General features: G+C 35.9%; 27 protein-coding genes, 1 tRNA gene and 1 pseudogene. 10 read left to right on the top strand and 19 right to left on the bottom strand.

The features are described 5' to 3' along the window. Positions 1 to 263 (bottom strand): transposase (locus BLW20_RS10255; protein ID WP_143037774.1); only part of this gene is annotated, 263 nt, incomplete at its 3' end. Between the two features lie 385 nt (positions 264 to 648). Here BLW20_RS10255 and BLW20_RS10250 point away from each other — a divergent pair. Beyond that, a complete protein-coding gene (locus tag BLW20_RS10250) occupies positions 649 to 1,764 on the top strand; it encodes a DUF4369 domain-containing protein (protein WP_091100126.1) in 1,116 nt (371 codons plus the stop codon). Between the two features lie 294 nt (positions 1,765 to 2,058). Here the strand turns inward: BLW20_RS10250 and BLW20_RS10245 are convergent, their stop codons facing one another. The 4 genes from BLW20_RS10245 to folB form a co-directional block, all read right to left on the bottom strand. Then, positions 2,059 to 3,522: an amino acid permease gene (locus BLW20_RS10245; protein ID WP_177165070.1), complete on the bottom strand. Its 1,464-nt coding sequence runs from the start codon at positions 3,520 to 3,522 to the stop codon at positions 2,059 to 2,061. Positions 3,523 to 3,637: 115 nt separating this feature from the next. Continuing rightward, a complete protein-coding gene (locus BLW20_RS10240) occupies positions 3,638 to 4,189 on the bottom strand; it encodes a hypothetical protein (protein WP_091100123.1) in 552 nt (183 codons plus the stop codon). 91 nt (positions 4,190 to 4,280) lie between these two features. Next, positions 4,281 to 4,351: transfer RNA gene (locus BLW20_RS10235), tRNA-Cys, on the bottom strand. 61 nt (positions 4,352 to 4,412) lie between these two features. Beyond that, positions 4,413 to 4,772: a dihydroneopterin aldolase gene (gene folB, locus BLW20_RS10230; protein WP_091100119.1), complete on the bottom strand. Its 360-nt coding sequence runs from the start codon at positions 4,770 to 4,772 to the stop codon at positions 4,413 to 4,415. Between the two features lie 103 nt (positions 4,773 to 4,875). Between folB and BLW20_RS10225 the strand changes: the two genes are divergently transcribed. The 3 genes from BLW20_RS10225 (at position 4,876) to BLW20_RS10215 (ending at position 7,582) form a co-directional block, all read left to right on the top strand. Then, positions 4,876 to 6,561, top strand: a complete 1,686-nt coding sequence (locus tag BLW20_RS10225) for a glutamine--tRNA ligase/YqeY domain fusion protein (RefSeq protein WP_091100116.1) — start codon at positions 4,876 to 4,878, stop codon at positions 6,559 to 6,561. Between the two features lie 53 nt (positions 6,562 to 6,614). Further along, positions 6,615 to 7,178, top strand: a complete 564-nt coding sequence (locus BLW20_RS10220) for a Crp/Fnr family transcriptional regulator (protein WP_091100112.1) — start codon at positions 6,615 to 6,617, stop codon at positions 7,176 to 7,178. 77 nt (positions 7,179 to 7,255) lie between these two features. Beyond that, positions 7,256 to 7,582 carry a DMT family transporter gene (locus BLW20_RS10215; RefSeq protein WP_091100109.1) on the top strand — a complete coding sequence of 109 codons (327 nt, stop codon included), beginning with the start codon at positions 7,256 to 7,258 and terminating at the stop codon, positions 7,580 to 7,582. Between the two features lie 37 nt (positions 7,583 to 7,619). On the opposite strand, the gene BLW20_RS10210 is transcribed toward BLW20_RS10215, so the two are convergent. Continuing rightward, positions 7,620 to 9,056: a dicarboxylate/amino acid:cation symporter gene (locus BLW20_RS10210; protein WP_091100105.1), complete on the bottom strand. Its 1,437-nt coding sequence runs from the start codon at positions 9,054 to 9,056 to the stop codon at positions 7,620 to 7,622. A 159-nt stretch (positions 9,057 to 9,215) separates the two neighbouring features. On the opposite strand from BLW20_RS10210, the gene BLW20_RS10205 reads away from it, so the two are divergent. The 6 genes and pseudogenes from BLW20_RS10205 to BLW20_RS15005 all read left to right on the top strand — a co-directional run. Further along, positions 9,216 to 9,596 (top strand): YtxH domain-containing protein, encoded by a 381-nt coding sequence (locus tag BLW20_RS10205; RefSeq protein ID WP_091100102.1) that lies wholly within the window; start codon positions 9,216 to 9,218, stop codon positions 9,594 to 9,596. A 3-nt stretch (positions 9,597 to 9,599) separates the two neighbouring features. Continuing rightward, positions 9,600 to 9,950, top strand: a complete 351-nt coding sequence (locus tag BLW20_RS10200; RefSeq protein ID WP_091100098.1) for a hypothetical protein — start codon at positions 9,600 to 9,602, stop codon at positions 9,948 to 9,950. 2 nt (positions 9,951 to 9,952) lie between these two features. After that, the gene (locus BLW20_RS10195) at positions 9,953 to 10,204 is read left to right on the top strand and encodes a DUF6327 family protein (protein ID WP_091100094.1); all 252 of its coding nucleotides are present in this window, start codon (positions 9,953 to 9,955) and stop codon (positions 10,202 to 10,204) included. A 519-nt stretch (positions 10,205 to 10,723) separates the two neighbouring features. Further along, positions 10,724 to 11,635 carry an RHS repeat-associated core domain-containing protein gene (locus BLW20_RS10190; protein ID WP_091100091.1) on the top strand — a complete coding sequence of 304 codons (912 nt, stop codon included), beginning with the start codon at positions 10,724 to 10,726 and terminating at the stop codon, positions 11,633 to 11,635. 1 nt (position 11,636) lies between these two features. Beyond that, on the top strand, positions 11,637 to 11,822 hold the full coding sequence (locus tag BLW20_RS10185; protein WP_091100087.1) for a hypothetical protein: 186 nt from the start codon (positions 11,637 to 11,639) through the stop codon (positions 11,820 to 11,822). 287 nt (positions 11,823 to 12,109) lie between these two features. Beyond that, a pseudogene (locus BLW20_RS15005) lies at positions 12,110 to 12,340 on the top strand (IS1 family transposase); the annotation flags it as partial. 31 nt (positions 12,341 to 12,371) lie between these two features. Here the strand turns inward: BLW20_RS15005 and BLW20_RS10175 are convergent. The 13 genes from BLW20_RS10175 to BLW20_RS10115 form a co-directional block, all read right to left on the bottom strand. After that, positions 12,372 to 16,019, bottom strand: coding sequence for a 1-acyl-sn-glycerol-3-phosphate acyltransferase (locus BLW20_RS10175; RefSeq protein WP_091100081.1), 3,648 nt, complete (start codon positions 16,017 to 16,019; stop codon positions 12,372 to 12,374). Beyond that, entirely contained in the window at positions 16,012 to 17,187 is a 1,176-nt protein-coding gene (locus tag BLW20_RS10170) for a DUF2062 domain-containing protein (RefSeq protein ID WP_091100078.1), read from the bottom strand. Before BLW20_RS10170 ends, BLW20_RS10175 begins: the two co-directional genes overlap by 8 nt. Further along, on the bottom strand, positions 17,187 to 17,552 hold the full coding sequence (locus tag BLW20_RS10165) for an ApeI family dehydratase (RefSeq protein ID WP_091100073.1): 366 nt from the start codon (positions 17,550 to 17,552) through the stop codon (positions 17,187 to 17,189). Before BLW20_RS10165 ends, BLW20_RS10170 begins: the two co-directional genes overlap by 1 nt. A gap of 234 nt (positions 17,553 to 17,786) precedes the next feature. Beyond that, complete coding sequence (locus BLW20_RS10160) at positions 17,787 to 18,410, bottom strand: flexirubin biosynthesis/transport protein LolA2 (protein ID WP_091100069.1); 624 nt, start codon at positions 18,408 to 18,410, stop codon at positions 17,787 to 17,789. Continuing rightward, positions 18,407 to 19,183, bottom strand: a complete 777-nt coding sequence (locus BLW20_RS10155) for a polysaccharide deacetylase family protein (RefSeq protein WP_091100064.1) — start codon at positions 19,181 to 19,183, stop codon at positions 18,407 to 18,409. The genes BLW20_RS10160 and BLW20_RS10155 overlap by 4 nt, the downstream gene beginning before the upstream one ends. Then, positions 19,177 to 20,226, bottom strand: a complete 1,050-nt coding sequence (locus BLW20_RS10150) for a beta-ketoacyl synthase chain length factor (RefSeq protein ID WP_091100061.1) — start codon at positions 20,224 to 20,226, stop codon at positions 19,177 to 19,179. Before BLW20_RS10150 ends, BLW20_RS10155 begins: the two co-directional genes overlap by 7 nt. Then, a complete protein-coding gene (locus BLW20_RS10145) occupies positions 20,223 to 21,416 on the bottom strand; it encodes a beta-ketoacyl-[acyl-carrier-protein] synthase family protein (RefSeq protein ID WP_091100057.1) in 1,194 nt (397 codons plus the stop codon). The genes BLW20_RS10150 and BLW20_RS10145 overlap by 4 nt, the downstream gene beginning before the upstream one ends. Next, positions 21,416 to 21,676 (bottom strand): phosphopantetheine-binding protein, encoded by a 261-nt coding sequence (locus BLW20_RS10140; protein WP_091100053.1) that lies wholly within the window; start codon positions 21,674 to 21,676, stop codon positions 21,416 to 21,418. Before BLW20_RS10140 ends, BLW20_RS10145 begins: the two co-directional genes overlap by 1 nt. Positions 21,677 to 21,685: 9 nt before the next feature. Beyond that, positions 21,686 to 22,276, bottom strand: coding sequence for a hypothetical protein (locus tag BLW20_RS10135; RefSeq protein ID WP_091100049.1), 591 nt, complete (start codon positions 22,274 to 22,276; stop codon positions 21,686 to 21,688). Between the two features lie 3 nt (positions 22,277 to 22,279). Continuing rightward, positions 22,280 to 23,395 (bottom strand): beta-ketoacyl-[acyl-carrier-protein] synthase family protein, encoded by a 1,116-nt coding sequence (locus BLW20_RS10130; RefSeq protein WP_091100046.1) that lies wholly within the window; start codon positions 23,393 to 23,395, stop codon positions 22,280 to 22,282. Then, the gene (locus BLW20_RS10125) at positions 23,395 to 23,841 is read right to left on the bottom strand and encodes an acyl-CoA thioesterase (RefSeq protein WP_091100041.1); all 447 of its coding nucleotides are present in this window, start codon (positions 23,839 to 23,841) and stop codon (positions 23,395 to 23,397) included. Before BLW20_RS10125 ends, BLW20_RS10130 begins: the two co-directional genes overlap by 1 nt. Next, positions 23,816 to 25,093, bottom strand: a complete 1,278-nt coding sequence (locus tag BLW20_RS10120) for an ABC transporter permease (protein ID WP_091100037.1) — start codon at positions 25,091 to 25,093, stop codon at positions 23,816 to 23,818. Before BLW20_RS10120 ends, BLW20_RS10125 begins: the two co-directional genes overlap by 26 nt. After that, the gene (locus BLW20_RS10115; protein ID WP_177165071.1) at positions 25,083 to 25,826 is read right to left on the bottom strand and encodes an ABC transporter ATP-binding protein; all 744 of its coding nucleotides are present in this window, start codon (positions 25,824 to 25,826) and stop codon (positions 25,083 to 25,085) included. The genes BLW20_RS10120 and BLW20_RS10115 overlap by 11 nt, the downstream gene beginning before the upstream one ends. Positions 25,827 to 25,829: the final 3 nt, after the last annotated feature.

The raw sequence follows: 25,829 nt of genomic DNA, 5'->3' as shown, positions 1-25,829 counted from the left end.
TTTAATATATCTCGTTCTAATTCAGCGTCTTTTAGTTGTTTTTCAAGTAAACGAATCTTCTCTTGCTCTGGTGTTAGTTTTAAGTTTCCATTACCAGGGAAACTTCCTTCGCCGAACTTCTCGTATTCTTTTCGCCATTTGTAAAGCAAGGTAGCTTTAATACCAAGTTCTCTGGCTAATTCAGAAATGTTGGACCGTTCGTGGCTCAATGCAACAGCTTTCGATTTAAAAGCTGAATCATAAATTTTTCTTTCTTTTTTCATACGTCAAAAATAAGATTTTATGCTTAACTTTAACTGGAAGCTAAGTTAGTATATCCAAAAAGATACCTGCCACATATATTAGCCCCACGCTTGTGCATAACTTGGTAACGAATCACGAGCAAGATGCTCGCGCTAACGAGGGAATATAAGATAAAAATATGAAACCATTGATAATAAAGGCAACAGCAACTTTTTTAGGATCTCTATTTGTTTTTTATTTGTTCTTTAATAAAGAATTAAATAACGCCTTGCTATATTCGTTTGTTGTTACATTAGCTGTTTTATTTTATAGTTTACTTGTAAATAAAAACAAATAACAACCTCAATTAAACTCTAACAGAGTTCAGAACCCTGTTAGAGTTTAACAAATATAAAACCATCCGAAATGAAAAAATTAACCACTTTAGCTTTATTGCTAACTGCAACCTTACAAGCCTTTGCAGGCGAAATAAAAATAACGGCAAACCTTACGGGTTTTACAGATACTGCTGTAGTATATTTAATTAGCGGGCAAACACCTATTGCCTACCAAACATTAGCACAAGGCAGAGTAGAACTTACAGCCGAAGTTTCCGAAACTCCTGATACATATGCTATATATATAGTAGAAAACAACCAACCATATTATACCATGTTATTTGTAGCTAATGAAACCATAGAAATAAACGCAAATAAGAATGATTTTCCCTATGCCGTAAAAGTAACTGGTTCTAAACATCATGATATAAAAGCAAAATTAGACGAACTGCAAATGCCAATTCACAAAAAAGCCGAAGCTTTAAAACAGGAAATAACTGCTTTACAACAAACTGTCGAATGGCAAAACCCCGAAGTACAAGAAAAATATGTTGGCACAAATGGTTTGGGAGCCCAATTAACCAAAGAGTTAAAACAAGTAGAAGCTGATTTTATCTTAAACAATTTTGACAACGCCTATATATGGACATTGTTACCATACAATACCACTGCATTTGACAAAACGTTTTACAAAGCAGTGTATAATAAAATGACCGACGAGCAAAAACAAACCCCAATAGGCAAGAAATATTTATTAGCATCGCAAAGCAAACGTTTAATAAAAGGAGATGCTTTTATTGATATAAATGTGTTAGATAAAGATTTAAAAGCAGAAAAATTAAGCAATTATTTTAATAAAGATAAAGAATATGTTTTGGTTGATTTATCATCGGTAAGTTGCCCTAACAGTAATCAAGCATTTCCTATCACTAAAAATTTTGCAGATAAATATTCTGGCAAACTACAGGCAGTAAGTGTATTGCAAAGCCCCGATGCTACTACTTATCAACAGTTTGGAGCTTTAAGCACTGAAAACTGGGCAGTGGTTTATGCAGAAGATTTCACGAGAACCGATGCTTATATTCAATATCAAGAAAATGCTACGCCTACGTTTTTATTGTTTGACAAAACCGGCAAGCTCATCGACCGTTGGACGGGTGCTTTGATTCATCAACAAAAATTAGAACAGTATTTAGGTAAATAAACTTGGGTAAGTTATATTGCTAAAAAACAGGCGTGCTTTTGTATTAAAGCACGTTAGGTTTTAGGCAAAACCATGTGTGCAATCTTGTAAAACCACACGTAGTTTTTATATAAACTATGCGTGTTATTACTAATAATAAATAAAAAATGAAAAAGTACCTACCTTATATATTGGCCGTTTTAGGAATAATTTTAATTATTATTGGATTTATTTATAGTTAATTTAGAAAAAACGCCTGTTTCAGTTTTTGAAAACAGGCGTTTTTAGTATCATCACATATTACAATTAAACATTTTAATTATTCAGCTTACTGTGTTTTTTACTATATGCAAAATAAATCACCAAACCTAATGCCAGCCAAATTGCCAAACGTTCCCAACTTTCAACCGGCAACGAAACCATCATGATTAAACATACAACAATTCCTAAAACAGGAACCAACGGAACAAATGGTGTTTTAAACGGTCGCTCTATATCGGGCTGTGTTTTTCGCAATACCAAAATCCCGATACAAACCAATGTAAACGCGAACAAGGTTCCGATACTTACCATGTGACCTAAATCGGATACCGGTACAAAACCTGCAAACAAGCTTACAAATACCATAAATACCAAATTGGTTTTCCACGGGGTTTGTCTTTTTGATAAATCAGAAAACATTTTTGGCAGCAAACCATCTTTACTCATGGAGTAAAACACGCGGCTTTGCCCCAATAACATCACTAAAATTACTGAAGTATATCCTGCAATAATGGTAACAATCAATGCCGTATTTAAAAAGTGATAACCTGTTTTAGCAAAAGCGGTTGCCACAGGTTTAGCATCGCCTTTAAATACCAAATAATTTTCTAATCCTGTTAAAACATACGCAAATAACACGTACAAAACGGTACAGATGATTAGGGATCCAATGATACCGAAAGGCATTCCTTTTTTAGGATTTTTGGCTTCCTGTGCTGCAGTACTTACCGCATCAAAACCAATAAAAGCAAAGAAAACCACACCGGCGGCACGCAAAACGCCACTCCAGCCGTATTCTCCAAAATATTCACTCGACAAAAATGCTGTAAAAGACAATTCGCCACTTTTAACCATTTCCTCGCCCACATTGGCAGGAATAAAAGGATCATGATTCGCCGGGTTGATAAACTGCCAGCCCAAAGCAATAAAAATCACAACAACCGTTACTTTTAAAATAACCAATAAATTGTTAACCCGTGCCGATTCTTGTGTACCGCGAATTAATAATAACGACAGCAAACAAACAATAACAATTGCCGGAATGTTAATGATACCACCTTCAAACGGACCTTTTAAAAATTCTACAGGAATTTCAAGATGAAACACTTTGAGCAATTCATTAAAATATTGCGACCAGCTTACGGCAACCGTTGCCGATGCCAAAGCGTACTCTAATACCAGATCCCAGCCAATAATCCAGGCAATAAACTCGCCCATGGTAGCATACGAATAGGTATAAGCACTACCCGCAACAGGCAGCATAGAAGCAAATTCGGCATAACACAAACCGGCAAAAGCACAGCCCAAAGCGGCAATTACAAACGAAAGTGCCACAGCCGGACCGGCATTTTCTGCAGCGGCTATACCTGTTAACGAAAATAAACCGGCACCAATAATTGCCCCTACTCCTAACGCCACAAGTCCCCAAGAACCAAAGGTTTTCTTTAAGGTGCCTTCGCCTTGCTCATTGGCTTCTGAAATTAATGATGAAATAGATTTTTTTGAAAAAATACCCATATAATCAATTTTATAGTTATTTGTTAAAATATACTTAAAAACCAAATATAGGTAAAATAAAGCTACCGTTTAAAGTCTTTTTTAATTTTTATGGAGATAAAAAACGGATTTGGGATCATTTTTGTACATACCATCCGGTTTCCTTTTTGTATTTCAACACAAACTTCTGGGTGATGAATTCTGAATTGGCGTTTTTATCTTTTACCAAACCGGCAAAAGGCGTTGGTTGTTTAATAAGTTTGGCGGTTGCGGTTGCTTTGGTTTTATTATTCAGTTCTAACTGAACATCAGAATTTTCCTGAATGGTAAACAAAAAGGTTTTTATTTCGGCTTTATTCTTTTTCTGATTGACAACGTATTTAGAAGCATTGGCTGTTAAAGCAATAGTTACAACCTGAACAGAATCTTTAGAAAGCAGCTTTTTACGTGCATTTAGTGTATTAAACGTTATGAAGCCTTGTGACGCCAGATTTTTTAGGACGGACAATTCTACAGAGTCTTTTTTAACCCTGAATTTTTGCTCGCCCAACTGTAACGTAGCTTTTTCAAAATAAGGATATTTCTCGGTATGATCATTAATTAATGCCGTTGCCTGTTTAACCGATAACGATTCTGACGTACAAGCAACAATTCCAAAAAACAGAAGTAATAAAACCGCTTTTTTCATTTCAATTATTTTTTAGATAAATATAATACATTTGAAAGATGCAAAGGAGAAATAAATAAAAAAACCTTCAATAGTTGAAGGTTTTTTGAAGAGGCATCTAGCGGATTCGAACCGCTGTAGACGGTTTTGCAGACCGCTTCCTAGCCACTCGGACAAGATGCCATTTGTAATGTGTTTGCAAATCTACTACAAAAAATCAAATTTCAAAACCTAAAGCCAAAAATTATGCCCGGTATTCTTCCATTACAATGGTAACTTGTTCAACATCACCACCAATGGGCGGGTTTATTTTTGAAACTTCCAGCAAAATTGTTGAAACCATGGGCAGTTCCTTAAAAATTCTTACAATAATGCGTTTTGCAACATGTTCCAGTAATTTAGAACGTATCGCCATTTCTTCTTTAACAATCCGGTTTAAATGTACATAATCAACAGTATCGGCCAATTCATCAGAGTCGGCAGACTTTCGTAAATCGGCTTTGATTTCTAAGTCAACCCGGTAATCGGATCCAATTTTAGCTTCTTCTTCCAAACAACCGTGATTTGTAAAAACTCTGATATTTGTTAAGCGAATAATTCCCATCTGTCTTTATTTTAAAAAGTAAAATTAATGCTTTTTTATAACATAATCTTGCACAAAAATAATCCACATTTTTTTGGTAAATTTGTACTCTTAATTCAAGAATATGTCAACAAAAGAAAAATCATTGAATTTTATAGAGCAAATTATTGAAGAAGATTTAGCAAATGGTTTGCCACAAGATAAATTACGCTTTCGCTTTCCGCCGGAACCTAACGGATACCTGCATATCGGGCACGCATCATCGATCTGTTTAAACTTTGGACTGGGCTTAGATTACAACGCACCGGTAAATTTGCGTTTTGACGATACCAATCCGGCTAAAGAAGAACAGGAATTTGTTGATGCCATTAAACGCGATGTAGAATGGCTGGGTTACAAATGGGATCAGGAAGTTTATGCCTCTGATTATTTTCAGGAATTATACAATTGGGCAATACTTTTAATTAAAAAAGGCAAGGCGTATGTTGATAATTTATCAGCAGAAGAAATTGCTCAACAAAAAGGTACACCTACACAACCGGGCGTTAATTCGCCAAACCGAGAGCGGTCAGTTGAAGAGAATCTGGATTTATTCGAACGAATGAAAAACGGTGAATTTGCCGAAGGTGCATATATTTTACGTGCAAAAATTGACATGGCATCGCCAAATATGTTAATGCGCGACCCGATTATGTACCGTATCATTAACGCATCGCACCACCGCACCGGAGCCGATTGGAAAATTTATCCGATGTACGATTGGGCACATGGCGAAAGCGATTATATCGAGCAAATCTCACACTCGTTCTGTACATTGGAATTTTTACCCCATCGTGAATTGTACGATTGGTTTTTAGATCAAATTTACGATGAGGAGAAAGTTCGACCAAAACAACGCGAATTTGCTCGTAGAAATTTATCGCACACGGTTGTATCAAAACGTAAATTACTGCAATTAGTAAACGAAAAACACGTTACCGGTTGGGACGATCCGCGTATGAGCACCATTTCGGGTATGCGTCGCCGTGGATACACGCCAACTGCCATTCGCAACTTTGCCGATACCATTGGAATTGCAAAACGCACCAATTTAATTGATGTTTCGTTATTGGAATTCTGTGTTCGCGAAGATTTAAACAAGATTACCGACCGTGTAATGGCTGTTCTTGATCCGGTTAAATTAGTAATTACGAACTATCCCGAAGGTCAGGAAGAATGGTTAGATGCAGAAAACAACCCTGAAGCAGAGGAACTGACGTTTAGAAAAATTCCTTTTTCAAGAGAATTGTATATTGAAAGAGAAGATTTTAAGGAAGATGCCGACAAGAAATTTTTCCGTTTAACATTAGGAAAAGAAGTGCGTTTAAAGAACGCTTACATCATTAAAGGTGAAAGCGTGGTAAAAGACGCAAATGGAAACATTACCGAAATTCACGCTACTTACGATGCCGACTCCAAATCTGGTAGTGGAACCGAAGCCTCAAAACGCAAAGTAAAAGGAACGATCCATTGGGTATCGGTTCCGCATGCTGTTGAAGCAGAAGTGCGTATTTACGACCGCTTGTTTACACATGAAAACCCTGATGGAAACAAAGAAGTTGATTTTAAGGAATACATTAACCCCGATTCGTTAAAAGTAATTACAGGTTATGTAGAACCAAGCTTAAAAACGGCGACAAACGGCGATAAATTCCAGTTTCAGCGTTTAGGATATTTCTGTGTAGATAGAGATACCACTGCAGAAAAATTAGTATTTAACAAAACGGTAGGTTTGCGAGATACGTGGGCTAAAGTAGAGAGTAAAGAATAATCAAACAAAAGCGTACTTAAAAAACAAGTACGCTTTTTATATCCATAAAAGTTATGCAATTAAACAGCATTTTAGACTTCATTTATCCATTATCATCCCACGCAAAAGAATTGCTGAAACAAGATGCCGAAGAAGTCACCTTTCAAAAAGGTACGCTCTTATTGCAACACCACAAGGTAGAAAAAGCCATTTACTTTATTAAAAAAGGAGTCGTTCGTGCGTATGCGTCCACTTCTGGAAGCGAAGTCACTTTTTGGTTTGGTTTTGAAGGATCTGCTGTGTTTTCTATGAACAGCTATGTTAATAATCAAAAAAGTTATGAAGATATTGAGCTCTTAGAAGAAACCGTTTTTTATAAAATTCATTCTGACGTACTTCAAAAATTGTATCAAACAAATATTGAAATTGCCAATTGGGGAAGAAAATTAGCTGAAAAAGAACTGATAAAAAGCGAAGAACGTTTAATTTCCCTGCAATTTAAATCGGCAAAAGAACGATACCTTGATCTCATTAAAAACCATCCGTATTTAGTACAACGTGTTGCATTAGGTTACATTGCTTCCTATTTGGGGATAACTCAGGTAAGCTTGAGCAGGATACGTGCAGATATAAAATAATTGCTTTTATTTTTTAACAATTGTAAAATTTTATACCATTTAAAAGCCTCAATTTTGCATTTTAAAATTAATGAATTATGAACTGGATTATTTTAATCATTGCAGGACTTTTTGAGGTATTATTTACGACTTGTTTGGGAAAAGCTAAAGAAGCTACCGGAACAGATGCCTATCTTTGGTACACTGGTTTTTTTATATCGTTAGTGGTTAGTATGGCTTTACTGATGAAAGCTACCCAAACACTGCCTTTAGGAACGGCTTATGCGGTGTGGACAGGAATTGGTGCTGTAGGCACTGTTTTAATTGGTATTTTTATTTTTAACGATCCAACCACTTTTTGGCGTATATTCTTTATCACCACCTTAATTGGGTCAATTATCGGTTTAAAAATGGTATCGGCATAAAAAAACGGATTCAATTTTTGAATCCGTTTTTTGTAATTTATATCTCATCCAAAACCTCATCGGTCAATCGGTACGGAGCCTCTTCATCAAACTCACCTTCCCATTTTGCAACAACTATTGTTGCCAAACAGTTGCCAATAACGTTTACCGAAGTCCGAGCCATATCCATTAATTCATCAATCCCTAAAATAGCGGCTATGATAAACACCGGCAATCCAAATTGTTCTGCTGTGGCAATTAAAACAATTAACGATGCACGCGGAACGGCTGCCACCCCTTTTGATGTGATCATTAAGGTAAAAGCAATTCCTAACTGCTGACCGATATCTAAATGCATTCCGGCAGCCTGTGCAACAAATATCGATGCTAAGGAAAGATACAGTGATGTTCCGTCTAAATTAAAACTATAACCGGTTGGTATAACAAACGATACTATTTTACGCGGCACACCAAATTTTTCCATAGCACTCATGGCTTTCGGTAAAGCAGCATCGGAACTTGTGGTTGCAAAGGCAATTGAAACCGGTTCTTTCACCGCTTCAATAAACTTTTTAACAGGTATTTTTAAGAATATCATTACCGGCACAAATACCAGCAACAAGAATAAAAGCAATGCCAGATACAACGACCCTAACAACATAAACAGGTTTTTAAGAATATCAACCCCTAAATGTCCTACCGTGTATGCCATTGCCGCACCTACGCCAATAGGTGCAAAATACATGATGATGTTGGTAAACTTAAACATGGTTTCAGATAAACTTTCGGTAAAATCGACCAAAGGTTTTCTTTTCTTTTCTTCTACCATTGCCAAGCCAATTCCAAACAAAACAGAGAATACCACTACTTGTAATACCTGATTTTCAAACATTGACCGTACAATGTTCTCCGGGAACAATTCGTAAATAAAATGTGTAAATTTATACACACCGTGAACGTGTTCCGGCAGGCTTTCCAATACAGGATCAATACCTTTTGTAACCGGTAATTCTTCATGGGGCATGCTTTCTATATCTACCCCCACCCCTGCTTTGGTAAGGTTGATTACCCCCAAACCAATAAAAATAGCACACGATGTGGCACAAAAGAAGTACAGCATGGATTTCCAAGCCATTCTTCCTACTTGTTTTAAATCGGAATGTCCTGCGATACCGTAAACCAGCGTTGCAAAAATAATCGGCGCTACAATCGTTTTTACCAGTTTGATAAATCCTTTACTTAAAGGTTGTAATGCTATTGCCACATTAGGAAAATCAATTCCTACGAAAATACCCAAAATCATACAGCTAATAATCCATGTGGTAAGGTTTCTTTTATAAAACGCATTGATAATCAAAACCAAAGCTGTTGCCCAACGAACACCAACCATAAAATCAGCAGAAATGTTCAGTAGATCAAATTCGTATAAAAGGGTGATAATAATTGCAAGAGTAATAAAAACGGTAGTGAAAATTCCTAATTTGGTTTTAAGCATCTGTATTATTTAAATTGTTGAAAAGCAAATATAAACAGTTTTTCGGGCTTATAAAATTACCTTCTATTAAATTTTAACCGGTTATTAACAACGATTCAAAAAAAATATCGTACTTTTAAGTATTATTATATCATTTTAAAAAATTAAATAAAGTTTGTTATGGGAAAAACAGGAAATACATTAGTAGCTATTCTAGCGGGTGCAGCAGTAGGAGCTGTTGCCGGAGTATTATTAGCACCTGAGCAAGGTGAAAAAACAAGAAGAAAAATCTCTAAAGGATTTAAATCCGGAGCTGACGATTTAAACTACAAGATGGATGATTTAAGAAATCAGATAAAAAGTTTAATCTCTTCTAAAAAAGCTGATTTTGAATCATCTTTTAATACATTGGTTAACAAAGCTGACAATAAAAAAGAAGATGTCATTGCAAGTTTAGAACGTAAATTAGCAGAATTAAAAAGCGATGCAGCAAATGCAGTTGACAAAGCAAAAGATTTAACCAATAAAGCTGCAGACAATATTAAATCTGAATTAAAATAGTCTATGGCATTTAATGAAGAGGTAAAACAACATCTTCAGGATATGAAGTCTGAAGCAAAGGTCTTTTTAGATGCTAATATTGATTATTATTCTTTATTGGGATTTAAGATTGTATCGAAAGCTACAGGCTTCATATTAAAAATTTTTGCGATTAGCTTACTTGCAGCGTTATCGTTGCTTTTCTTATCATTCGCTGCAGCATTTGCTTTAGGAAAAGTATTAGATAACAACACTTACGGGTTTTTAATTATTGGTGGATTTTACATCATCCTTGCAATTATTATCTATAATATGCGCAGGATAATTATTGACATTCCCGTGCTTAAAAAATTTTCTAAAATCTTTTTTGACTAATTATGAAAAAAATTTACACATCATATGAAGAGGTTGATAAAGAGTTAGAAATTCTTAGATTGGAACGCGAAATAAGCATTCGGAAAATTGGGAATGATGTCGAAGACATTACCGGATTATTTTCGCCTAATAAATTAATCCATCAAGGATTGGCTTCATTAGGCAGCACGGTAAAAAATTCAAAAGGCATAAAAACGCTGGTTTTATCAACCGTTTTTAAATTTTTGTTCAACAAATTCATTAAGAAAAAATAAGAGGCTGTTTAAAAAGTCTCAAAACGCAAAAATCCCGAAAATTTTCGGGATTTTTTTTGTGTTTATACCCTCATATGTATCTTGAGCTCGTATGATAAACAAGTCAAAAAAATGCTGTTTTTGTCAGAATTGACCCATCTTATCAAGTAGCTGCATAAAACCTATATTATCCATAAACGAAAGAAGCTGCCCTTTTGGGACAGCCTCCTCTTGTATTTTTACGGCATTAAACCCAAAATAATGAAGGGAAATTCAACCTCGTGTTCCAGAGTTAGTGATAGAAAAAAATATTTGATAAGAACCTTATTTTTAAAGGCTTTTTCTTGTTTCAAAACAAGAAAACAAGTATTTTTATATTAGTTATTTGAAATTTTTTTTAAAGACCCGGAAGAAGATTACGACGAATACCAGCGTAAACCGATCTGGTGGTACCATAGTGACCATTTAGGAAGTTCTTCGTATATTACCGATAATTTCGGTAGACCATCTCACTATTATGAGACATTGCCTTTCGGAGAAATGATGGTTGAACACAACCAAAGTACGTATTACAAAGATCCATATCCGACAACCAATACAGGAAGTTACGACAATAAGTGGAAATTTAACGGTAAGGAATTGGATGACGCTACTCAGCAATATTATTACGGACAAAGGTATTACGATCCGCGTATAAGTATTTTTGTATCAACAGATCCTCTTTTAACCGATTATCCGAATTATACACCGTATCATTATGTACATCAAAATCCAATAAACTTGATAGACCCAACAGGGATGAGTGCTGATGGTTGGATTGAAAGTTATACAAATGACGGACAGACAATGCTCACTTATGATGCTGAAATCGATACTAAAGAGCAGGCTATTAAAAAGGGATACAAAAATGTTAGTTCGGTATCCGAAACATTACACTATAATGGTGCTAATGACGGTGAATATTATACATTGAATAAAGACGGTTCAGTATATAACAATAATACAGAATCAAGTGTTGATGTAGGTTTTCATCCTATTAGAACAGGTGATGGTGTTTACATCAGTGAGAATAATCAGTTAAAATCATTATCCTCAGGATTACAGGATGGTGGTGATGCCCTTACCTATGCTGGTTTAGGATTATCTATTACAGGTGTTGGAGCTCCAGAAGGTGGTGTTCTTATGGCGGTTGGTGGATATATGAATTTAGCGGGGACAGGAATTGAAGCTGTATATATGATAAATCAAGGTCAATTTTGGGAAGGAATAACTAAAATTGCAATTTCCTATGCTTTTACACGAACTAGCAAGTTAGGAGTAAAAGCCGCAGAAAAATCGGTTGGAAAAGGTATAGACAATGGAACTAAAACAATCATCGAAGGTACTAATATGACGATAGAAAAAACAATAGGAAAAGATACTGAAGATTATATAAACAAGAAAATAAAGTAATATGGAAAAGATTTTAGTAGGTATATTATTTTTAGTAATAGGTTTAATTGGTATATTAAAAAATAAATTACCTAAATATGAAGATGGATCTGGTTTTGCAATAGAAACAAATTATTATTTCGGTTCTTACCTATTAGCTATTATTGGTGCTGCAATTTTAGTAATAGAAATTTTTGGAGATAATTAGCAACATCACAGACACAAAAGATAGCAGGAAAAGAAGCTGTTAAAAACGGTTTGAATAATGCTTCTGAAACAGTTGTCGGTGGAGCAAATAGGTAATGTTCCAGAATTAGTGATGCCCTGAAAAAGCACATTAAATCACTGAAAAACAAGACGTTTTATAAATTTACTTAACAAAAACAGACAGGCAAATGCCTGTCTGTTGTATTTTTACAGCACTAAACCCAAAAAATGAACGCAAACCAAACCTTGTGTTACAAAGTTAGTGACAAGATGTTGTGCCGCTTTTGCAAAAGTGCCGATACCGTTAAAAACGGTACAACCAAAAACAAAAAGCAGCAGTATTTGTGTAAACAATGCGGTAAAAGATTCATAGAACATTATACCGATGGCACAAACCATATAGAAAGAAACAACCTGACCCTTCGTACGCATTTAAAACAACTGAACCGCAAAACAATTTGCTGTTCACGAAGTCTGGTTGTTTTGGCTGCTGTGCTTAAAATTTACTTTTGGAGTTGATTAAGCTCCTATTACAACAGCATCGTATATTTTAATTTGTTTCATTGCGTTGATACACCTTCAAATGTTCCTGATTTTGAGTCAATGTAAAGTGCTCAAAATCTACATTAAAAGTACAACAAACTACAATGATTTGCTGAATGGTTGCCGGAATTTCTTCATTAAACGCTGATAAATGCGAAAGAACCAAAACCGTTTTTTTATTCCAAACCAACGGTAATTCATCTACATAACTTACCTTAAATTTTTGAACAGTGTAGCTGGCTGACGAAATCAATCTGTGTTCTTTACTGGTGTTAAACGTTGTTATTTTTCTGGTGGGAAACTGGTTCGCCATTAAAAAATCTAACTGACCTAAATCAGTGGTAACATGGGCAATTGCCGCTTTGTCACTGATCGTATGAAACAATTGATGATAGACCCTTTTGTGGTTTTTAAAATCGGTTTTAACGGTTTTCAGAATGCCGTAATCCTTATACAAAAAATTTAAAAACAACTTTTGCTTAAAATAATCTTCGTTTTCTGCTTTCAGACGGATTTGTTTGAATGATTCCTTAAAAAACCCACTTATTTTTTTGGTTCGTTCGGCATAATTTGTTCCAAAACTCTCATCGTTCCAGTCAATAGGTTCACCCACATATACGTGGCAATTTGTATCGTAAATGATAAAATCGCCTTTGGGCAATAAATCGGCATTTCCGTGAATATAAACCGGTTGAACAGGTAACTTTAGTTCTTCTGCCATAAAAAAAGCTCCTTTATGAAAACGCCCGATTTCTGTGGTTCTCGAACGGGTTCCTTCCGGAAAAATCATCACCGAAAAATCAGTCCCAATTCGTTTTTCTAACGGATCCAAACCTTCGTCAACTCCTTTTGTTGCCGGATAAAATCCTAAAAACTTCACCGCCCTGCCAAAAACCGGCGATTTATACACCCAATCGTTAACGATATAAACGATATTCGATTTGACCATGCCAATAGTTAAGGAATCAAGGAACGACGTGTGGTTTGAAATAATGACCGATTGTTTATTTAATCGTTCTTTATTAAAAATCCTTTTTTGTACCGTGGGTTTTAAATACAAAACCGATTTCATATAAACCGACATTAATTTGCTGAAAAGTTTCCATTTTTTTTCTTTAGACAAAGGTAAAATCCAGAAAAAACTACGCATTAAAACCGATACCACCAAACTTGCTGCCACATAATAGGCAAACATTAAAACCGATTGAACCACCAGCCATAAAGTTACTGGCGACAAGCCTTTTTTAATGCGGTTAAAAAACAAAAAGCGATACAAAACCGGATACAGAACAAAAGTTACCAGCACCGCCACACTTACCCCGATTAATGCGATCGATGCAATGGATTGCAACGCCGGGTGTTTTGCAAAAATCAAGGCACCAATTGCCAAAATGGTCGTTAAAACCGCCAAAATAATTGATGTTCTATACAGCGGCATTTCATTTTTGCCGTCGGTATATTCTTTTTGCAAGGCACTGGTCATAAAAATGGTAAAATCGATACCGTGACCAAAAACCAACGTACACACAATGGTACTGAAAATATTAAACGGAATGTTGAGCAAGCCCATAATGCCCGCAGTGATAAATCCGGTTAAACCAATGGGAATGGAAGCCACCAAAACCAATTCAATCCGGCGGTAAAACACTAATAAAATAACAAATACCGCAACAAATGAATAAGTAACCAAAGCGTTAAAATCGTTTACCAAAGCACCTAAATACTGCTCGTTGAGTGCCTGCCGGTCAATAACCAAAACGTTTTCACCTTTAAATTCGTTTTCAAAAGTGCTTACAAATTCCTCGCGGTTTTCAGGATTCAATGTCACCACCGTTGATAACAGATACCGGTTTTTTCCGTGAACAAACTCACTATATAATTCCTTATTGAATTGTTTCAGTGTGTTTAAATCAATGGTTGAAAAATTGGTTTTAAGCAGTTTATAAAACGGTTGATGCGTTTGTGCTACAAAACCTGTTTTTACGCTTTCTTCTTCGATGGATTTAATGGTATTGTTTAATTTTTCATCTGTCCAGAAAGATTTCCAGCGATTAATTGCTTTATTCTGAAGGATTTTAGAAGGAATTAAACTACTAATAGTCTGCAAGTTATCAACGGTGGAAAATGCAGATAGTTTTTTATGAATACCTGAATTTAGTTGCAACGCTTTTTCCTGATCCTCATCAAAAGCAACCACAAATAAGTTCTTGGCAACCTGATGATCTGCGTACAATTCTTTTTCTGCAAGCTGCTGTTCTGTCGGTACAAAGTTAATTTTAGACAAATCCCCGTCAAAAGCAACTTTTGAATAGGTAAACAAACTCACAATCACTAAGATCAGCGTACAAACAATCAGTCCTTTATTTTTTTCAAACGGATAGTTCGCTATCTTATCAATAATATGACTGTGTGCTAATGCTTTTCCTTTGTAAATATGCGGTAAAATAATCAACGTAAAAACAGCGGTTGCTACTACCGAAATACTTGCAAAAATACCCAGATCAACCAATGCGTCAGAGTGCACAAACAACAAACACAAAAACGCCACAGCCGTTGTAGAACTGCTCATTAAAAGCGGTTTGGTTACGTCTTTAAAAAGCTGGGCAATGCTTTCGTTGCTTTTAGAATGTGTTAAAAAATGCAGGGCATAATCAATGGTAATCCCGATTAAAATGGCTGAAATTGACAACGAAATCGCTGAAATCTCCGTCTTTAAAAAATACAAGCACAACAAGCCGAACAATCCTCCAAAAACCGACGGTATCATTACAATAACCGGCACAAACCAATGGCGGTAATAAAAAATCAACAGCAGCATTAAAGCAGAAACAGAAAGGGCAACCGTGGTAAAAATATCGTGTTTAATTTGCTGGGCATTGGCTACGGCTATAAACGATGCTCCGAAATACTGCACCTGAACCTGTGGGTATTCTTGCCCGACAATTTGCTGAATTTCTCTTAAGGTTTCGACAAAAATCTCGTTTTGCTCTGTTTCGCTTCCGCCATATTTTGGGTTGATGAACAAAACAATCTTTTCTTTGTCTTGTGAATATAAAAATCCGTTTTCAAAAACATAATCTGCCGAACCCTGAAACTGTTGTAATTTTTTTAATGCCAAAAAAGAGAACTGCAACGGATCGTTTATTACGATGTCTTTCATAAAAGCAGCATTTCCGCCGGTTAAGGTTTCCACATTGCGTTGCATTTGTGCAGCAATACTGTCTTTTTGAAGTTTTTGCTCGATGATTTGATAATCAGCTTCGTTTAAATACAACGGCAGATTTTTGTAAACAAAATCAAACGACTGCTGAAACAGATTTTCATCTAACACCCCCTGAACCGAATGATAATAAGCCTTTGCAACAGGCAGTGTATCTAAAAAAGCTTGTGCAGCGTTTGCTAAATCATCATCTGTAGCATTATTCTTTTTCTTTTTAAAAATCACCGAAATTTTGTCGCTAAAATTCATTTCACCAACAATTTCAGCTGCGGTATTTGTTGTTTCATTCTTAGGAATGATTCGGGTAATGTCTTCGTTAAAAGAAATATTTTTAACTGCAAAAACAGCACCCACCAAAAACAACAACGTAGCAAACAGCGTTATTTTAGGGTATTTTTGTATTTTTAAAAACAGATAATAAAATGCTTTAGACATTTTTAATTCTTTTTCGTTGGTAATAATTCAATATGAAATAAATTGTTATTCCAAAAATGATCGACATAAATGTAGCCAAAATCACACTGCCAACAATGTATTGCAATAAATGTGTTTGCAGCGATTCAAAACCGATGTGGTCAAAATCGAGTATTAACGGTTGATCTGCCGGAATGATAAACGACCCTGTTTTTAGCGAACCCAATACAATAAAGGGAATTAAAGGCGGAATACTAATATTTGATCCCAGAAAAGACAATGATTTATTCCATTTAAAAACGGTTGCCAAAAAAATGGAAAGAAACGTTTGAAAGCCCCACACAGGAACAATTCCTATAAAAACACCTAATGCAACAGAAAGTGCTTTTACTTCTTTAGAATCGGTTGTTTGTAAAACATCTTCTTTTATAAACTGCTTAAAACTTTTTTTTTTGAATTTTTTAAACAGATTCCGTGGTTTGATGTAAAGCAATGTAATGACTACCAAAACCGTGTTGAGCACGCTGATACGGGTAAAATCGCGAAACGGACGAAAATGCGACACACGTTCACTGGGATCGTACAACACGCGGATAGGAACATTTTTAACCGTAACATTTTTCCATGCCGTACGCACAATTACTTCGATTTCAAACTCAAATTTACTGGTAAAAAACCGTTTGGGTATTTTTTTAAGTGGATACAGCCTGTAACCCGATTGGGTATCACTTAATTTAATTCCGGTTTCGAACCAAAACCAGAAATTGGAAAACCGATTGCCGAAACTACTTTTTTTAGGCACACTTTCGTGCGTCATATTCCGACTTCCAATCAATAATAACGGCTCAGAAGTTTTATTTAATTCTTCTAAAAATACCGGAAGATCATCAGGGTAATGTTGTCCGTCAGAGTCAATCGTTAATGCATAATCAAAACCGTGTTTTATAGCAACTTTAAAACCTGTTTGCAACGCATTTCCCTTACCCTTATTTTCAGCCAAATGAATCACATGCAGCTGCTGATAATTTTGTAGAATCTGTAAAGTAGCATCGGTACTGCCATCGTTTATAATAAAAACATGATTTGTGTAATTCAATACACCGTCTATAACGCGTTTTAAGGTTTTTGCGTTATTGTAAGTGGGGATAATTACACACCAGGATTTATTATTTTCAATGGGTTTATTCATTATAACTGCTCACGTAACAAAGCACTTACTTTTAAGGCCGTTATGGTATCAAAAGTTGCCGATGCCTTTATTTTAAAGCCTTCTTCAGTTTCAGAAATACCAATTACGATGTCTAAAACCGAATGTGTTTCAGGGTTGATCAATGCCATAAATTTTACATTGCTGCATTCTTTTATAAACAATTTTTTGTTTAAACCTTGTTCTGAAAGTTCTTTAAAAATCTGCAACATACACACGCCCGGCATTACCGGATTGTTTGGAAAATGTCCTTTAAAAATGTCGTGTTGCGGATTCAGTTTAACGGTGGCATTGAGAACTCCTTCGTGTAATTGATACCGCTCTGTTTGATAAAAGTCTGTCAGCATTTTTCAAAATTTACCCAACAAAAATACTATTTTAAATTTTATGAAAGACGATTTTGTTTTGTACAATGCGTATTGTTTAAGGTTCCTGATGTTCAGCGTTACGTTTGTCATCCCGAGATATGAGGCATCTTTTAGATGGATGCTTACGGAATTTCTAAATAATCACTCTAATGGAAAATTTACAGCAATTATAGCTTAAAAGATTACATAAAAAACATCTTTTAAGGCGTTCTTTTATAATACAAAAACACTTTCGTTAATTGCAGTGTTTAGTTTTTTATTTTTTAGGATAATTACCGAATAATCGTCAGAGATTTCTACAATTTTGATTTCAGAAACCGTGTTTTCGTTGTTTTTAAACGTCAGCGTAACTTCTTTTATGTGTTTGCTCATATCTTTACTTTTCGGCTTTAAAACAGCTGTTTTTACCGCTCCGTTTTTAAAATACGTAATCGTAAACGACTCTTCATCAAACAAATTTCCGGTGTAGCTGCCCACCATTAATTGTTGCAATTGTTTAAACCGTTTGTTTTTGTTTAAATCAATAGTGGTTATTTTTCCTTTATCGTTTTTAATTTTCAACTGTTGCTTGTTAAATAACATCGCATTTTTTTTGGGAGAATTATATTGCCACAACAATTTTTCTCCTTTTAAACGGAAAATCCCGCTTGAAGTCGATGCGTTTTTTAACACGCTTACGTGCTTGGTTTCTTCAAAATCGGCGGTAATAGAAGTTGTTTTTCCTGCCTGAATTAAAACTTCTTTTTTAAAACTGGTTATTTCGGCAGGTGTCATTTTTGTTTGTGCCATAGAAGCCAATCCAAGCAGTAATGCTACCATTAAAGCAAAATATTTCATTCTTTATATGCTTTTATTTGTAATAATTCGTCAACCGGAACCGATTGAAATTCTTTTTCTTTTAAATCTATCAACAACTGTTCCAATACGTCGGCGGTTTTTTGCGACGTATCGTGCAGCAAAATTACAGAACCTTTTTTTATACGGGGAATGATTCTGTTTAAAATCTTTGTTTTTGAAGATATTACGGTATCTAACGAGCGAATATTCCAACCAATGACCAGTAGATTTAATTTGTTACAGGCTTTGGCAATGTTTGGATTGGTTACTCCAAAAGGTGGACGGAATAAATGACATTCTTTACCGGTTGCTTTTTTTATCGTTTTTTGATTGGATACGATTTCATTTACAACGTCTTTTTCTGGTAAAAACCCCATTTTATTGGTATGCGACCATGTGTGATTGGCAATTGTATGCCCCTCGTTTACCATGCGTTTTGCTATTTCCGGATATTTTTCTACTTGCTTTCCAATACAGAAAAACGTTGCCTTTTGATTGAATTTTTCAAGAAGATTTAAAATCTCAGGTGTAATTTCTGTGGGTCCATCATCAAATGTTAAGGCAATAACATTTCGGTTCACTTTTGTGTTTGACGAATGTGTTTTTACAAAGTAATTCATTCTCATATCAAACGATGCCCAAACCGTTAGTATCAACCAAAAAATTAAAACGGAAATCAATACATACAAAGGGATTTTGTCAAAAAACCATGTAACAAATCCGCCGAAAATCAACACAATAAAAATCCATTTTATGTACGAATGTTTTAGCATTTTGATAATAATACAAAACTAAAATCGGTTAGATTATTTTGATTAACCAACAGTATATTTTCTATTTTTTCAGGTTGTGCCTCATTATATTTCAACTTTTCAGGATACGATTGACTACGGATTATTTCGGCTGCCACTTTTAGGCCAAAAGCAGATGCGGTATCGTAGCTTCCTGAAATATGCTGGTAATACGCTTGTGGTGTTTCGGTAAAAAGGACTTGAATTTTATGGTAAAACGGTTGTTGGACAGCATCGGCATTGACCCCTAAAACAATCACATCTATAGTATTTACGGAAAGATTGTTTTTTTCTAAAAACGCTTTGATCGTAGAGGTTTCATCATCTTTAAAATCGTTAAAAACCAACAAATCAACAACTTCTGCATACGTATTTGCTGTTTTTTTAACAGATAACGCAAAGAAATTTGCTCCTTCTGCCAGCGGAATGCCATTCGTTTCAGGTTTTTTAAAGTTGATGTTGTCCCCTACCCTTTTTACCTTACCAACCATTTCAAACATACTGAACGTATAAGGTGCAATTTCATCAACACCGCCAATTAGGATGTTTTCCTTGTCTAAATGTTTTAACTGCATAAAGGCATCAAACAGGGCATTTTCAAAAGAATTAGCTCCGTTTACATAGGTAAAGTTATAAGCTTTACACTGCAACAGCAATGCAATTTGTGCAGCTACGGTATTGTGCGTGGATTGGATAAAAGCGGTGGGCGTTAAAAACTGCTCTTCGTTTTCAATAATAGCGTCCAGAAATTTTTCAGAGTCTTCAATGCAACCCAATCCAGTTCCAACAATAATTGCCTGCGGATCGACCATTTTTGCCTCAAACAGAGCTTTATTGGCGGCATAGATACTCATTTTTACGCCTTTTGCCATACGGCGGCTCATTGCAGGAGCAATCAATTCTTTATACGACGGTTGCTGTGCCTTATTGACATTTTGTACCGTTGTGATCTCAGCGTCAAAAATACTGAATCCGGTAGCTTGAATGCTTACACTTCCAATTCCGTTGATGTAACAGTTCTTCATGATTTAGCAAAGATTAAAGTAGAACAATTACCACCAAATCCAAACGAATTAGACAATACGTAATTGATTTCGGTTTTTACTGGTTCGGTTTCCGGGATCAGATGAAATTCTTCCATTGGTGTTTTGAAATTCAGATTTGGAAAAACCATGTTGTTTTGTAATGCCAAAACGCTGTAAACGGCTTCAATTGCTGCCGCGGCGGCTAATGTGTGCCCTGTAAAGGCTTTGGTGGAGCTGAATTTAGGTACGCTGTTAAAAATACGCAGCAAAGCTCTTCCTTCTGACAAATCGTTGTTGGGCGTTGCCGTTCCGTGGGCGTTGATGTAATTAATTTCGCCGGGTTGGATTCCGGCTTTTTCAAATGCTTTTTTCATTGCCAGACAGGCTCCTTCCCCATTTTCTGACGAAGCTGTTTGATGGTATGCATCATTGGCATTACCGTAACCGCAAACATACGCTAAGACGTGCTTGTTTTGCCGTTTTACAACTTCACCGGACTCTAATACCAGATAAGCTGCTGCTTCACCTAAATTCAATCCTTTGCGGTGTTGATCAAAAGGCGTGTTATAAGTATCTGATAAAATCATCAACGTTTTAAATCCGTTAATGGTAAATTTGCTCAATGAATCAGTTCCGCCCACAATAACACGGTCTAAATAGCCGTTTTCAATCATACTTGCCCCTAACATAATGGCATTGGCTGCCGATGAACACGCTGTGGAAATGGTTGATACAAATCCCTTCAATCCCAGATAATCTGCTATTTTGTTTGATGAATCGCCGGCATTGTGACTTAAAATATACTTTTGATATTCAGGGTATTGATCGTATTGTTTGTAGTGCTTTTCGGTAAAGTCCATCCCTCCCACGCTGGTTGACGAAATCAATCCGGTACGCACTTCGTTAATAGCTGTAATCTGAGCGTTATTTACTGCTTGTTTTGCGGCATACGCACCCAACATACTGGTTCGGGTAAAGGTGTTGTTAACTGGTAAATTTAGAAGTTGTTGCAATTGTTCGTTGGTTAATTTTATTTCGCCTACCTTAATTTCGTTAGTGTGCCGTGTGGTAATTAATTCGATATCTGAAATACCGGCTTTTTTTGAAATCAGCGCGTTAAAATTCTCTTCGACCGTGTTTCCTATCGAAGAAATAATTCCCATTCCGGTAATTGCAACTCTGTTTTGCATTACAATTTTGTTCTGTTTTGAGCGATGTATTGTGCCATTGTTTCAATAGACTGAAAAATCTCTTTTCCTTGCTTTGGATCAGCTAATTTTATGCCGTATTCTTTGTCTAACAACACGATTAATTCTAAAGCATCGATAGAATCTAACCCCAAACCATCTCCAAATAATGCATCGGTATCCTGAATGTCATCAACAGTAATATCTTCTAAATTCAACACATTAATGATACGTTCTTTCAATTCTTTTTTTAAAGCTTCCATTTTATAAAGTTATTTTGTTATCTGTTTGATATTTTGATTATTATGTTCTAAAATTCCGTTGGTTTCCACCAAATAAAAACAGGCTTTATACGCACCGTTTAAACAATGAACCCAGCCGCAAAGTACTTTTTTTGCTTTGTTTGTTCGCAGCAGGTGTTCCGTATATTGATGCATGTAATCTGTCTGGTATTCACTGGCAATGAAAAAAGCACTTTCGCTCTTTAACTGATGACGGATACTGACTTCGCCTATAGCAATATTGGGCAATGTATAGACAAATACCGCCGGACTTGGAAAATACGCATCGTTGTTTTGAATGCTTTGCTGATGCTTGTAGTCGGTATCTAAACTCCCTTCGTTATTGCTAAACAGCAGTGCAATGTCTTTTTCGGTTTCATCTTTTAAAACCAGTTCTGATGCAATATATGCCAGTTTGCACAAATCGTCCATTTTATAAAATTTTGGATAGATGTGTTCAAAATTCCTGTAAACCTGTTTTATAAATTCTGAAAAATCAGTTGTGTTTGAATCAACGATTTGTTTTCCGTTTTCAAATATACTACCATTTTCTATATGTATGTATTTACTTACAGAATACATTGTTTATTTGTTTTTAGTGAATACCATTGCCGAGTTGCTACCACCAAAACCCGATGCCGTTTTTAAGATGGCTTTTAATGGTTTTTGTTCTTGTTTTGTAATGATGTTTATAGATTGGGAGGTTCCTTGCTCTTTAAATCCTAAAGAAGGAACCAGCGTATTGGTTTTTAAACTTTCAATGGCAACAATGCTTTCAAGCAAGCCCGACGCCCCCAAAGTATGCCCGTAATAAGCCTTTAAACTGTTTAACGGAACATTTTGTAATTGCATGCGGTTAAACGCAATGGCTTCCATTTCATCGTTGTACAAGGTTGCGGTACCGTGGGCAGAAATATAATCTATATCGGTTGTTGTTTTTTGGGCTTCTTTCAATGCTTTTTCAATACTTAAAACCAAACCTTCTCCGGTACGCGACGGACCCGAAATATGATTGGCATCGTTGCTATTTGCTTCGCCGGCAATGGTTATCGCATTTGCCGAAAAAGTATCTGACACATAAACCGCTGCTGCTGCTTCGCCTAAATTTATGCCGTTTCGGTTTTTGTCATAAGGTTTACAAACTTCATTACTCATGGCCTGAAACGATTGAAATCCGGAAATGACAAATGGCGTAAGCTCATCGGCAGCTACCACAAAGGCATTTGAAAAAGCACCGCTTTCTATCAGTCTTTTTGCAATAGAAAGTGCCATAACTCCCGAAACGCAAGCATTTGAAATAACAATAGGCTCGGTTTTAAATCCAAAATAGGTGTTGATATTGTGAATGGTTGTTGGTATAAAGGCATCGTTCAACTGGTTTTCTGCCAAAGCAGAAATATTTCCTTTTGTGGTTGAAAAAATCAGTACTGAATCGTTTTTAATACAATGTTTATTTATCAACGGATGCAAAGCAGCAATCAGTAATTTTTCAATTCGGGCACCTGAAAACAATGTATCTATTGACTGAAAATGTGCATCAAATAGCTGATTGTTGATCTTTCCGGCATAAATCGTTCCGATAGCATCATTAATAAAAATCTTTTCAATAGCTGATCTTCCCGAAAGCAACGCCTGGAAATTGTCTTTTGTGGTAAATCCTAACGGACTGATACAATTGCTGCTGTGAATATAAACTGCCATTACAACAAACCTACTTTACGTTTCCACTGCTCGAAAAATTCGGGCATCGTGATGATTAAATTCCCATCAAAATCAGTAAAAACCTGTGTGGTTTTCCCATAACAGACCAATTCGTCTTTATCGTTAAAAATTTCAAATTCAAATAGTAGTTTCGCTGCCGGCGAATCAATGAACGTGGTTACAATATAGGCATCATCTGCGTAACGCAACGGCTTTTTATGTTCACTTTCCGTTTTTACAATAGGTGTGGCAAAACCATTATTTTGTACGTCTTTGTACGAAATGCCGTAATGCCGGCCAAACGCTTCCCTCCCATCCTCAAAATAATCGATATAGTTTCCGTGCCAAACAATGCCCAATGCATCGGTTTGGTTAAACTTTACCTTAAAATGTTCGGTGTGCTGTAAGGTTTTATTCGTTTTAAATGGATCTTTTCTTTTTATCATAAATCAACGCAAAGGTAATAAATACCACAAAAAACAAAGTTAACAATAACATTTCAGGAATAATATCAATTAGCGAACCATTTCGCAAGACAATGTCGTAATACCCGTTTAATGCCCAGTTCATAGGTGATATTTTTGACAAAACCTGCATGGTTTCAGACATGGCAAAAACAGGAATCCAAACACCACCCACAGCAGCCAGTATCACTACAAATGTGGCCCCGAAAGGGGCAGACTGTTCCTGGGTTTTTGCTATAATCCCCAATAAAATTCCCAAACTTATTGCCGCCAAACCGGCAGTTAATGTTAACAACGACATTAAAACAATTTTAGTTGCCGAAAGGTCTAATTGGGGCAATTTCATGTACGGAAAAACCACTTCTGCAATGATTAATATGGCGTAAAACTGCAACAGACAAATGATGAGATAGGTGCTTATTTTGCCCGCGTATAAAATACTATTTGATGTGGGACTGCTGAGCAAACGCAGATACGTTCCCTGATTTTTTTCTTTTACAATGTTGATAGAAAGCGGAACCATTATGAAAAAAATGGCAAAAAGCGTCCAGGCAGGTACGTTGTGCTGTGCCGAATTAGGCAAAACGTCTTTGTTTTTTTCCCGCGGGACAATTTCTTTAAAGCTGATGAACGAATTGTTAAACGATTGTGTACGCGATCCGCCTAATTGTTCTTCAAATGTTTTGTAAACCGCATCAGACTCTAACCGGGCAACCATTTTATCGATATTGTTTTTAATACCATTTTTAAAAGCGGTTTGGGTTGCCGGATCAAAATACATACGGATTTCTTTACCGGGCACCTCAACAGGCTCGTATGAAGTAGTGCTCATTCCCATTTCGTCTAAAATACCATCTACATTTTGCCGTACTTTGATATTTAAACTGCCGGTTAAATCTTTTGGCAGCACAATAGCCATTTGATAATTGCCTTTAAAAACCTCTTTTTTAGCAACTTCTTCAGTTAACGGCTTGCTGTCTAATTCGCTAATCAATATAAAACTTTGCGATTGTTCTAATTCTTCCTGCACCCGGAACGAAATACTGTCTTGATCGTGATCTACCCATAAAACGGGTATTTTTGATGCACTGATGCTTTGATAGGTACTATCCTGAATAGAAGTTACCACCACCACCAAAATAATGGGCATAACAAACAAAGTGATCAATCCGCCAATATCGCGAAACAATAACTTTAATTCTTTTATGATGCTTTGCCACAATTTAAACCACATCGCGTAAGTTTTTTCCGGTTAATGCTATAAAAACTTCTTCTAATTTACGGGCATTGGGCGTGTTTTGAATCAGTTCTTTTGGAGTTCCCTGAATAAAAATCTTTCCTTGATCAATAATGGCAATATCGGTGCAAAAATCTTCGGCTTCTGCCATTAAATGCGAAGTGTACACAATGGTGGTTCCCTTTTTATTCAATTCTTTCAGATACGAAATAATGGTTGCCCGCGATTGTACATCAACGCCCACAGTGGGTTCGTCTAAAAACAATACTTTAGGGTTATGCAAAATTCCGGCAATTAAATTAACCCGGCGTTTCATTCCGCCCGAAAACGTTTGTACTTTTTTGTGCATAAAATTACTTAAACCCAAATGCGTGAGATAGTCGGTTATTTTAAGTTTTAATTCTTTTTTTGGTACATTGTACAAGCTGCCAAAATACATCAGGTTTTCAAAAGCAGTCAGGGTGGGATAGAGGGCGTATTCTTGCGGAACCACACCAATTTTATTCTTTATTTCAGATGGATTTTGTACCGATGAACTGCCGTCGATTTCAAAAGAACCCGATGTTGGTTTTAAAATACCACACAAAATAGAAATGAGCGTGGTTTTTCCGGCTCCGTTTGGTCCCAACAAACCAAAGACAGATTGTTGCGGAATTTGCAGCACCACATTTTCAAGCGATTGAGAATCAGAATCTTTATATTGCTTTGAGATATTTTGTATGTTGATCATTAC

The sequence above is a fragment of the Paenimyroides marinum genome (assembly GCF_900108395.1).
In the GTDB taxonomy this organism is placed as follows: domain Bacteria; phylum Bacteroidota; class Bacteroidia; order Flavobacteriales; family Flavobacteriaceae; genus Flavobacterium; species Flavobacterium marinum.
Note: the sequence above shows the minus strand (reverse complement) of the source record. Positions and strands in the feature narration are given on the sequence as shown.

What these genes read in the sequence shown, in the direction of transcription:
- BLW20_RS10215 (WP_091100109.1), top strand. Translation starts at nt 7,256, where the DNA reads ATGAACTGGATTATTTTAATCATTGCAGGACTTTTTGAGGTATTATTT.
- BLW20_RS10190 (WP_091100091.1), top strand. Translation starts at nt 10,724, where the DNA reads ATGATGGTTGAACACAACCAAAGTACGTATTACAAAGATCCATATCCG.
- BLW20_RS10220 (WP_091100112.1), top strand. Translation starts at nt 6,615, where the DNA reads ATGCAATTAAACAGCATTTTAGACTTCATTTATCCATTATCATCCCAC.
- BLW20_RS10115 (WP_177165071.1), bottom strand. Translation starts at nt 25,826, where the DNA reads ATGATCAACATACAAAATATCTCAAAGCAATATAAAGATTCTGATTCT.
- BLW20_RS10210 (WP_091100105.1), bottom strand. Translation starts at nt 9,056, where the DNA reads ATGCTTAAAACCAAATTAGGAATTTTCACTACCGTTTTTATTACTCTT.
- BLW20_RS10205 (WP_091100102.1), top strand. Translation starts at nt 9,216, where the DNA reads ATGGGAAAAACAGGAAATACATTAGTAGCTATTCTAGCGGGTGCAGCA.
- BLW20_RS10250 (WP_091100126.1), top strand. Translation starts at nt 649, where the DNA reads ATGAAAAAATTAACCACTTTAGCTTTATTGCTAACTGCAACCTTACAA.
- BLW20_RS10240 (WP_091100123.1), bottom strand. Translation starts at nt 4,189, where the DNA reads ATGAAAAAAGCGGTTTTATTACTTCTGTTTTTTGGAATTGTTGCTTGT.
- BLW20_RS10140 (WP_091100053.1), bottom strand. Translation starts at nt 21,676, where the DNA reads ATGGAAGCTTTAAAAAAAGAATTGAAAGAACGTATCATTAATGTGTTG.
- BLW20_RS10245 (WP_177165070.1), bottom strand. Translation starts at nt 3,522, where the DNA reads ATGGGTATTTTTTCAAAAAAATCTATTTCATCATTAATTTCAGAAGCC.
- BLW20_RS10175 (WP_091100081.1), bottom strand. Translation starts at nt 16,019, where the DNA reads ATGTCTAAAGCATTTTATTATCTGTTTTTAAAAATACAAAAATACCCT.
- BLW20_RS10165 (WP_091100073.1), bottom strand. Translation starts at nt 17,552, where the DNA reads ATGCTGACAGACTTTTATCAAACAGAGCGGTATCAATTACACGAAGGA.
- BLW20_RS10195 (WP_091100094.1), top strand. Translation starts at nt 9,953, where the DNA reads ATGAAAAAAATTTACACATCATATGAAGAGGTTGATAAAGAGTTAGAA.
- BLW20_RS10200 (WP_091100098.1), top strand. Translation starts at nt 9,600, where the DNA reads ATGGCATTTAATGAAGAGGTAAAACAACATCTTCAGGATATGAAGTCT.
- BLW20_RS10145 (WP_091100057.1), bottom strand. Translation starts at nt 21,416, where the DNA reads ATGCAAAACAGAGTTGCAATTACCGGAATGGGAATTATTTCTTCGATA.
- folB (WP_091100119.1), bottom strand. Translation starts at nt 4,772, where the DNA reads ATGGGAATTATTCGCTTAACAAATATCAGAGTTTTTACAAATCACGGT.
- BLW20_RS10185 (WP_091100087.1), top strand. Translation starts at nt 11,637, where the DNA reads ATGGAAAAGATTTTAGTAGGTATATTATTTTTAGTAATAGGTTTAATT.
- BLW20_RS10120 (WP_091100037.1), bottom strand. Translation starts at nt 25,093, where the DNA reads ATGTGGTTTAAATTGTGGCAAAGCATCATAAAAGAATTAAAGTTATTG.
- BLW20_RS10130 (WP_091100046.1), bottom strand. Translation starts at nt 23,395, where the DNA reads ATGGCAGTTTATATTCACAGCAGCAATTGTATCAGTCCGTTAGGATTT.
- BLW20_RS10160 (WP_091100069.1), bottom strand. Translation starts at nt 18,410, where the DNA reads ATGAAATATTTTGCTTTAATGGTAGCATTACTGCTTGGATTGGCTTCT.
- BLW20_RS10125 (WP_091100041.1), bottom strand. Translation starts at nt 23,841, where the DNA reads ATGATAAAAAGAAAAGATCCATTTAAAACGAATAAAACCTTACAGCAC.
- BLW20_RS10155 (WP_091100064.1), bottom strand. Translation starts at nt 19,183, where the DNA reads ATGCTAAAACATTCGTACATAAAATGGATTTTTATTGTGTTGATTTTC.
- BLW20_RS10135 (WP_091100049.1), bottom strand. Translation starts at nt 22,276, where the DNA reads ATGTATTCTGTAAGTAAATACATACATATAGAAAATGGTAGTATATTT.
- BLW20_RS10225 (WP_091100116.1), top strand. Translation starts at nt 4,876, where the DNA reads ATGTCAACAAAAGAAAAATCATTGAATTTTATAGAGCAAATTATTGAA.
- BLW20_RS10150 (WP_091100061.1), bottom strand. Translation starts at nt 20,226, where the DNA reads ATGAAGAACTGTTACATCAACGGAATTGGAAGTGTAAGCATTCAAGCT.
- BLW20_RS10170 (WP_091100078.1), bottom strand. Translation starts at nt 17,187, where the DNA reads ATGAATAAACCCATTGAAAATAATAAATCCTGGTGTGTAATTATCCCC.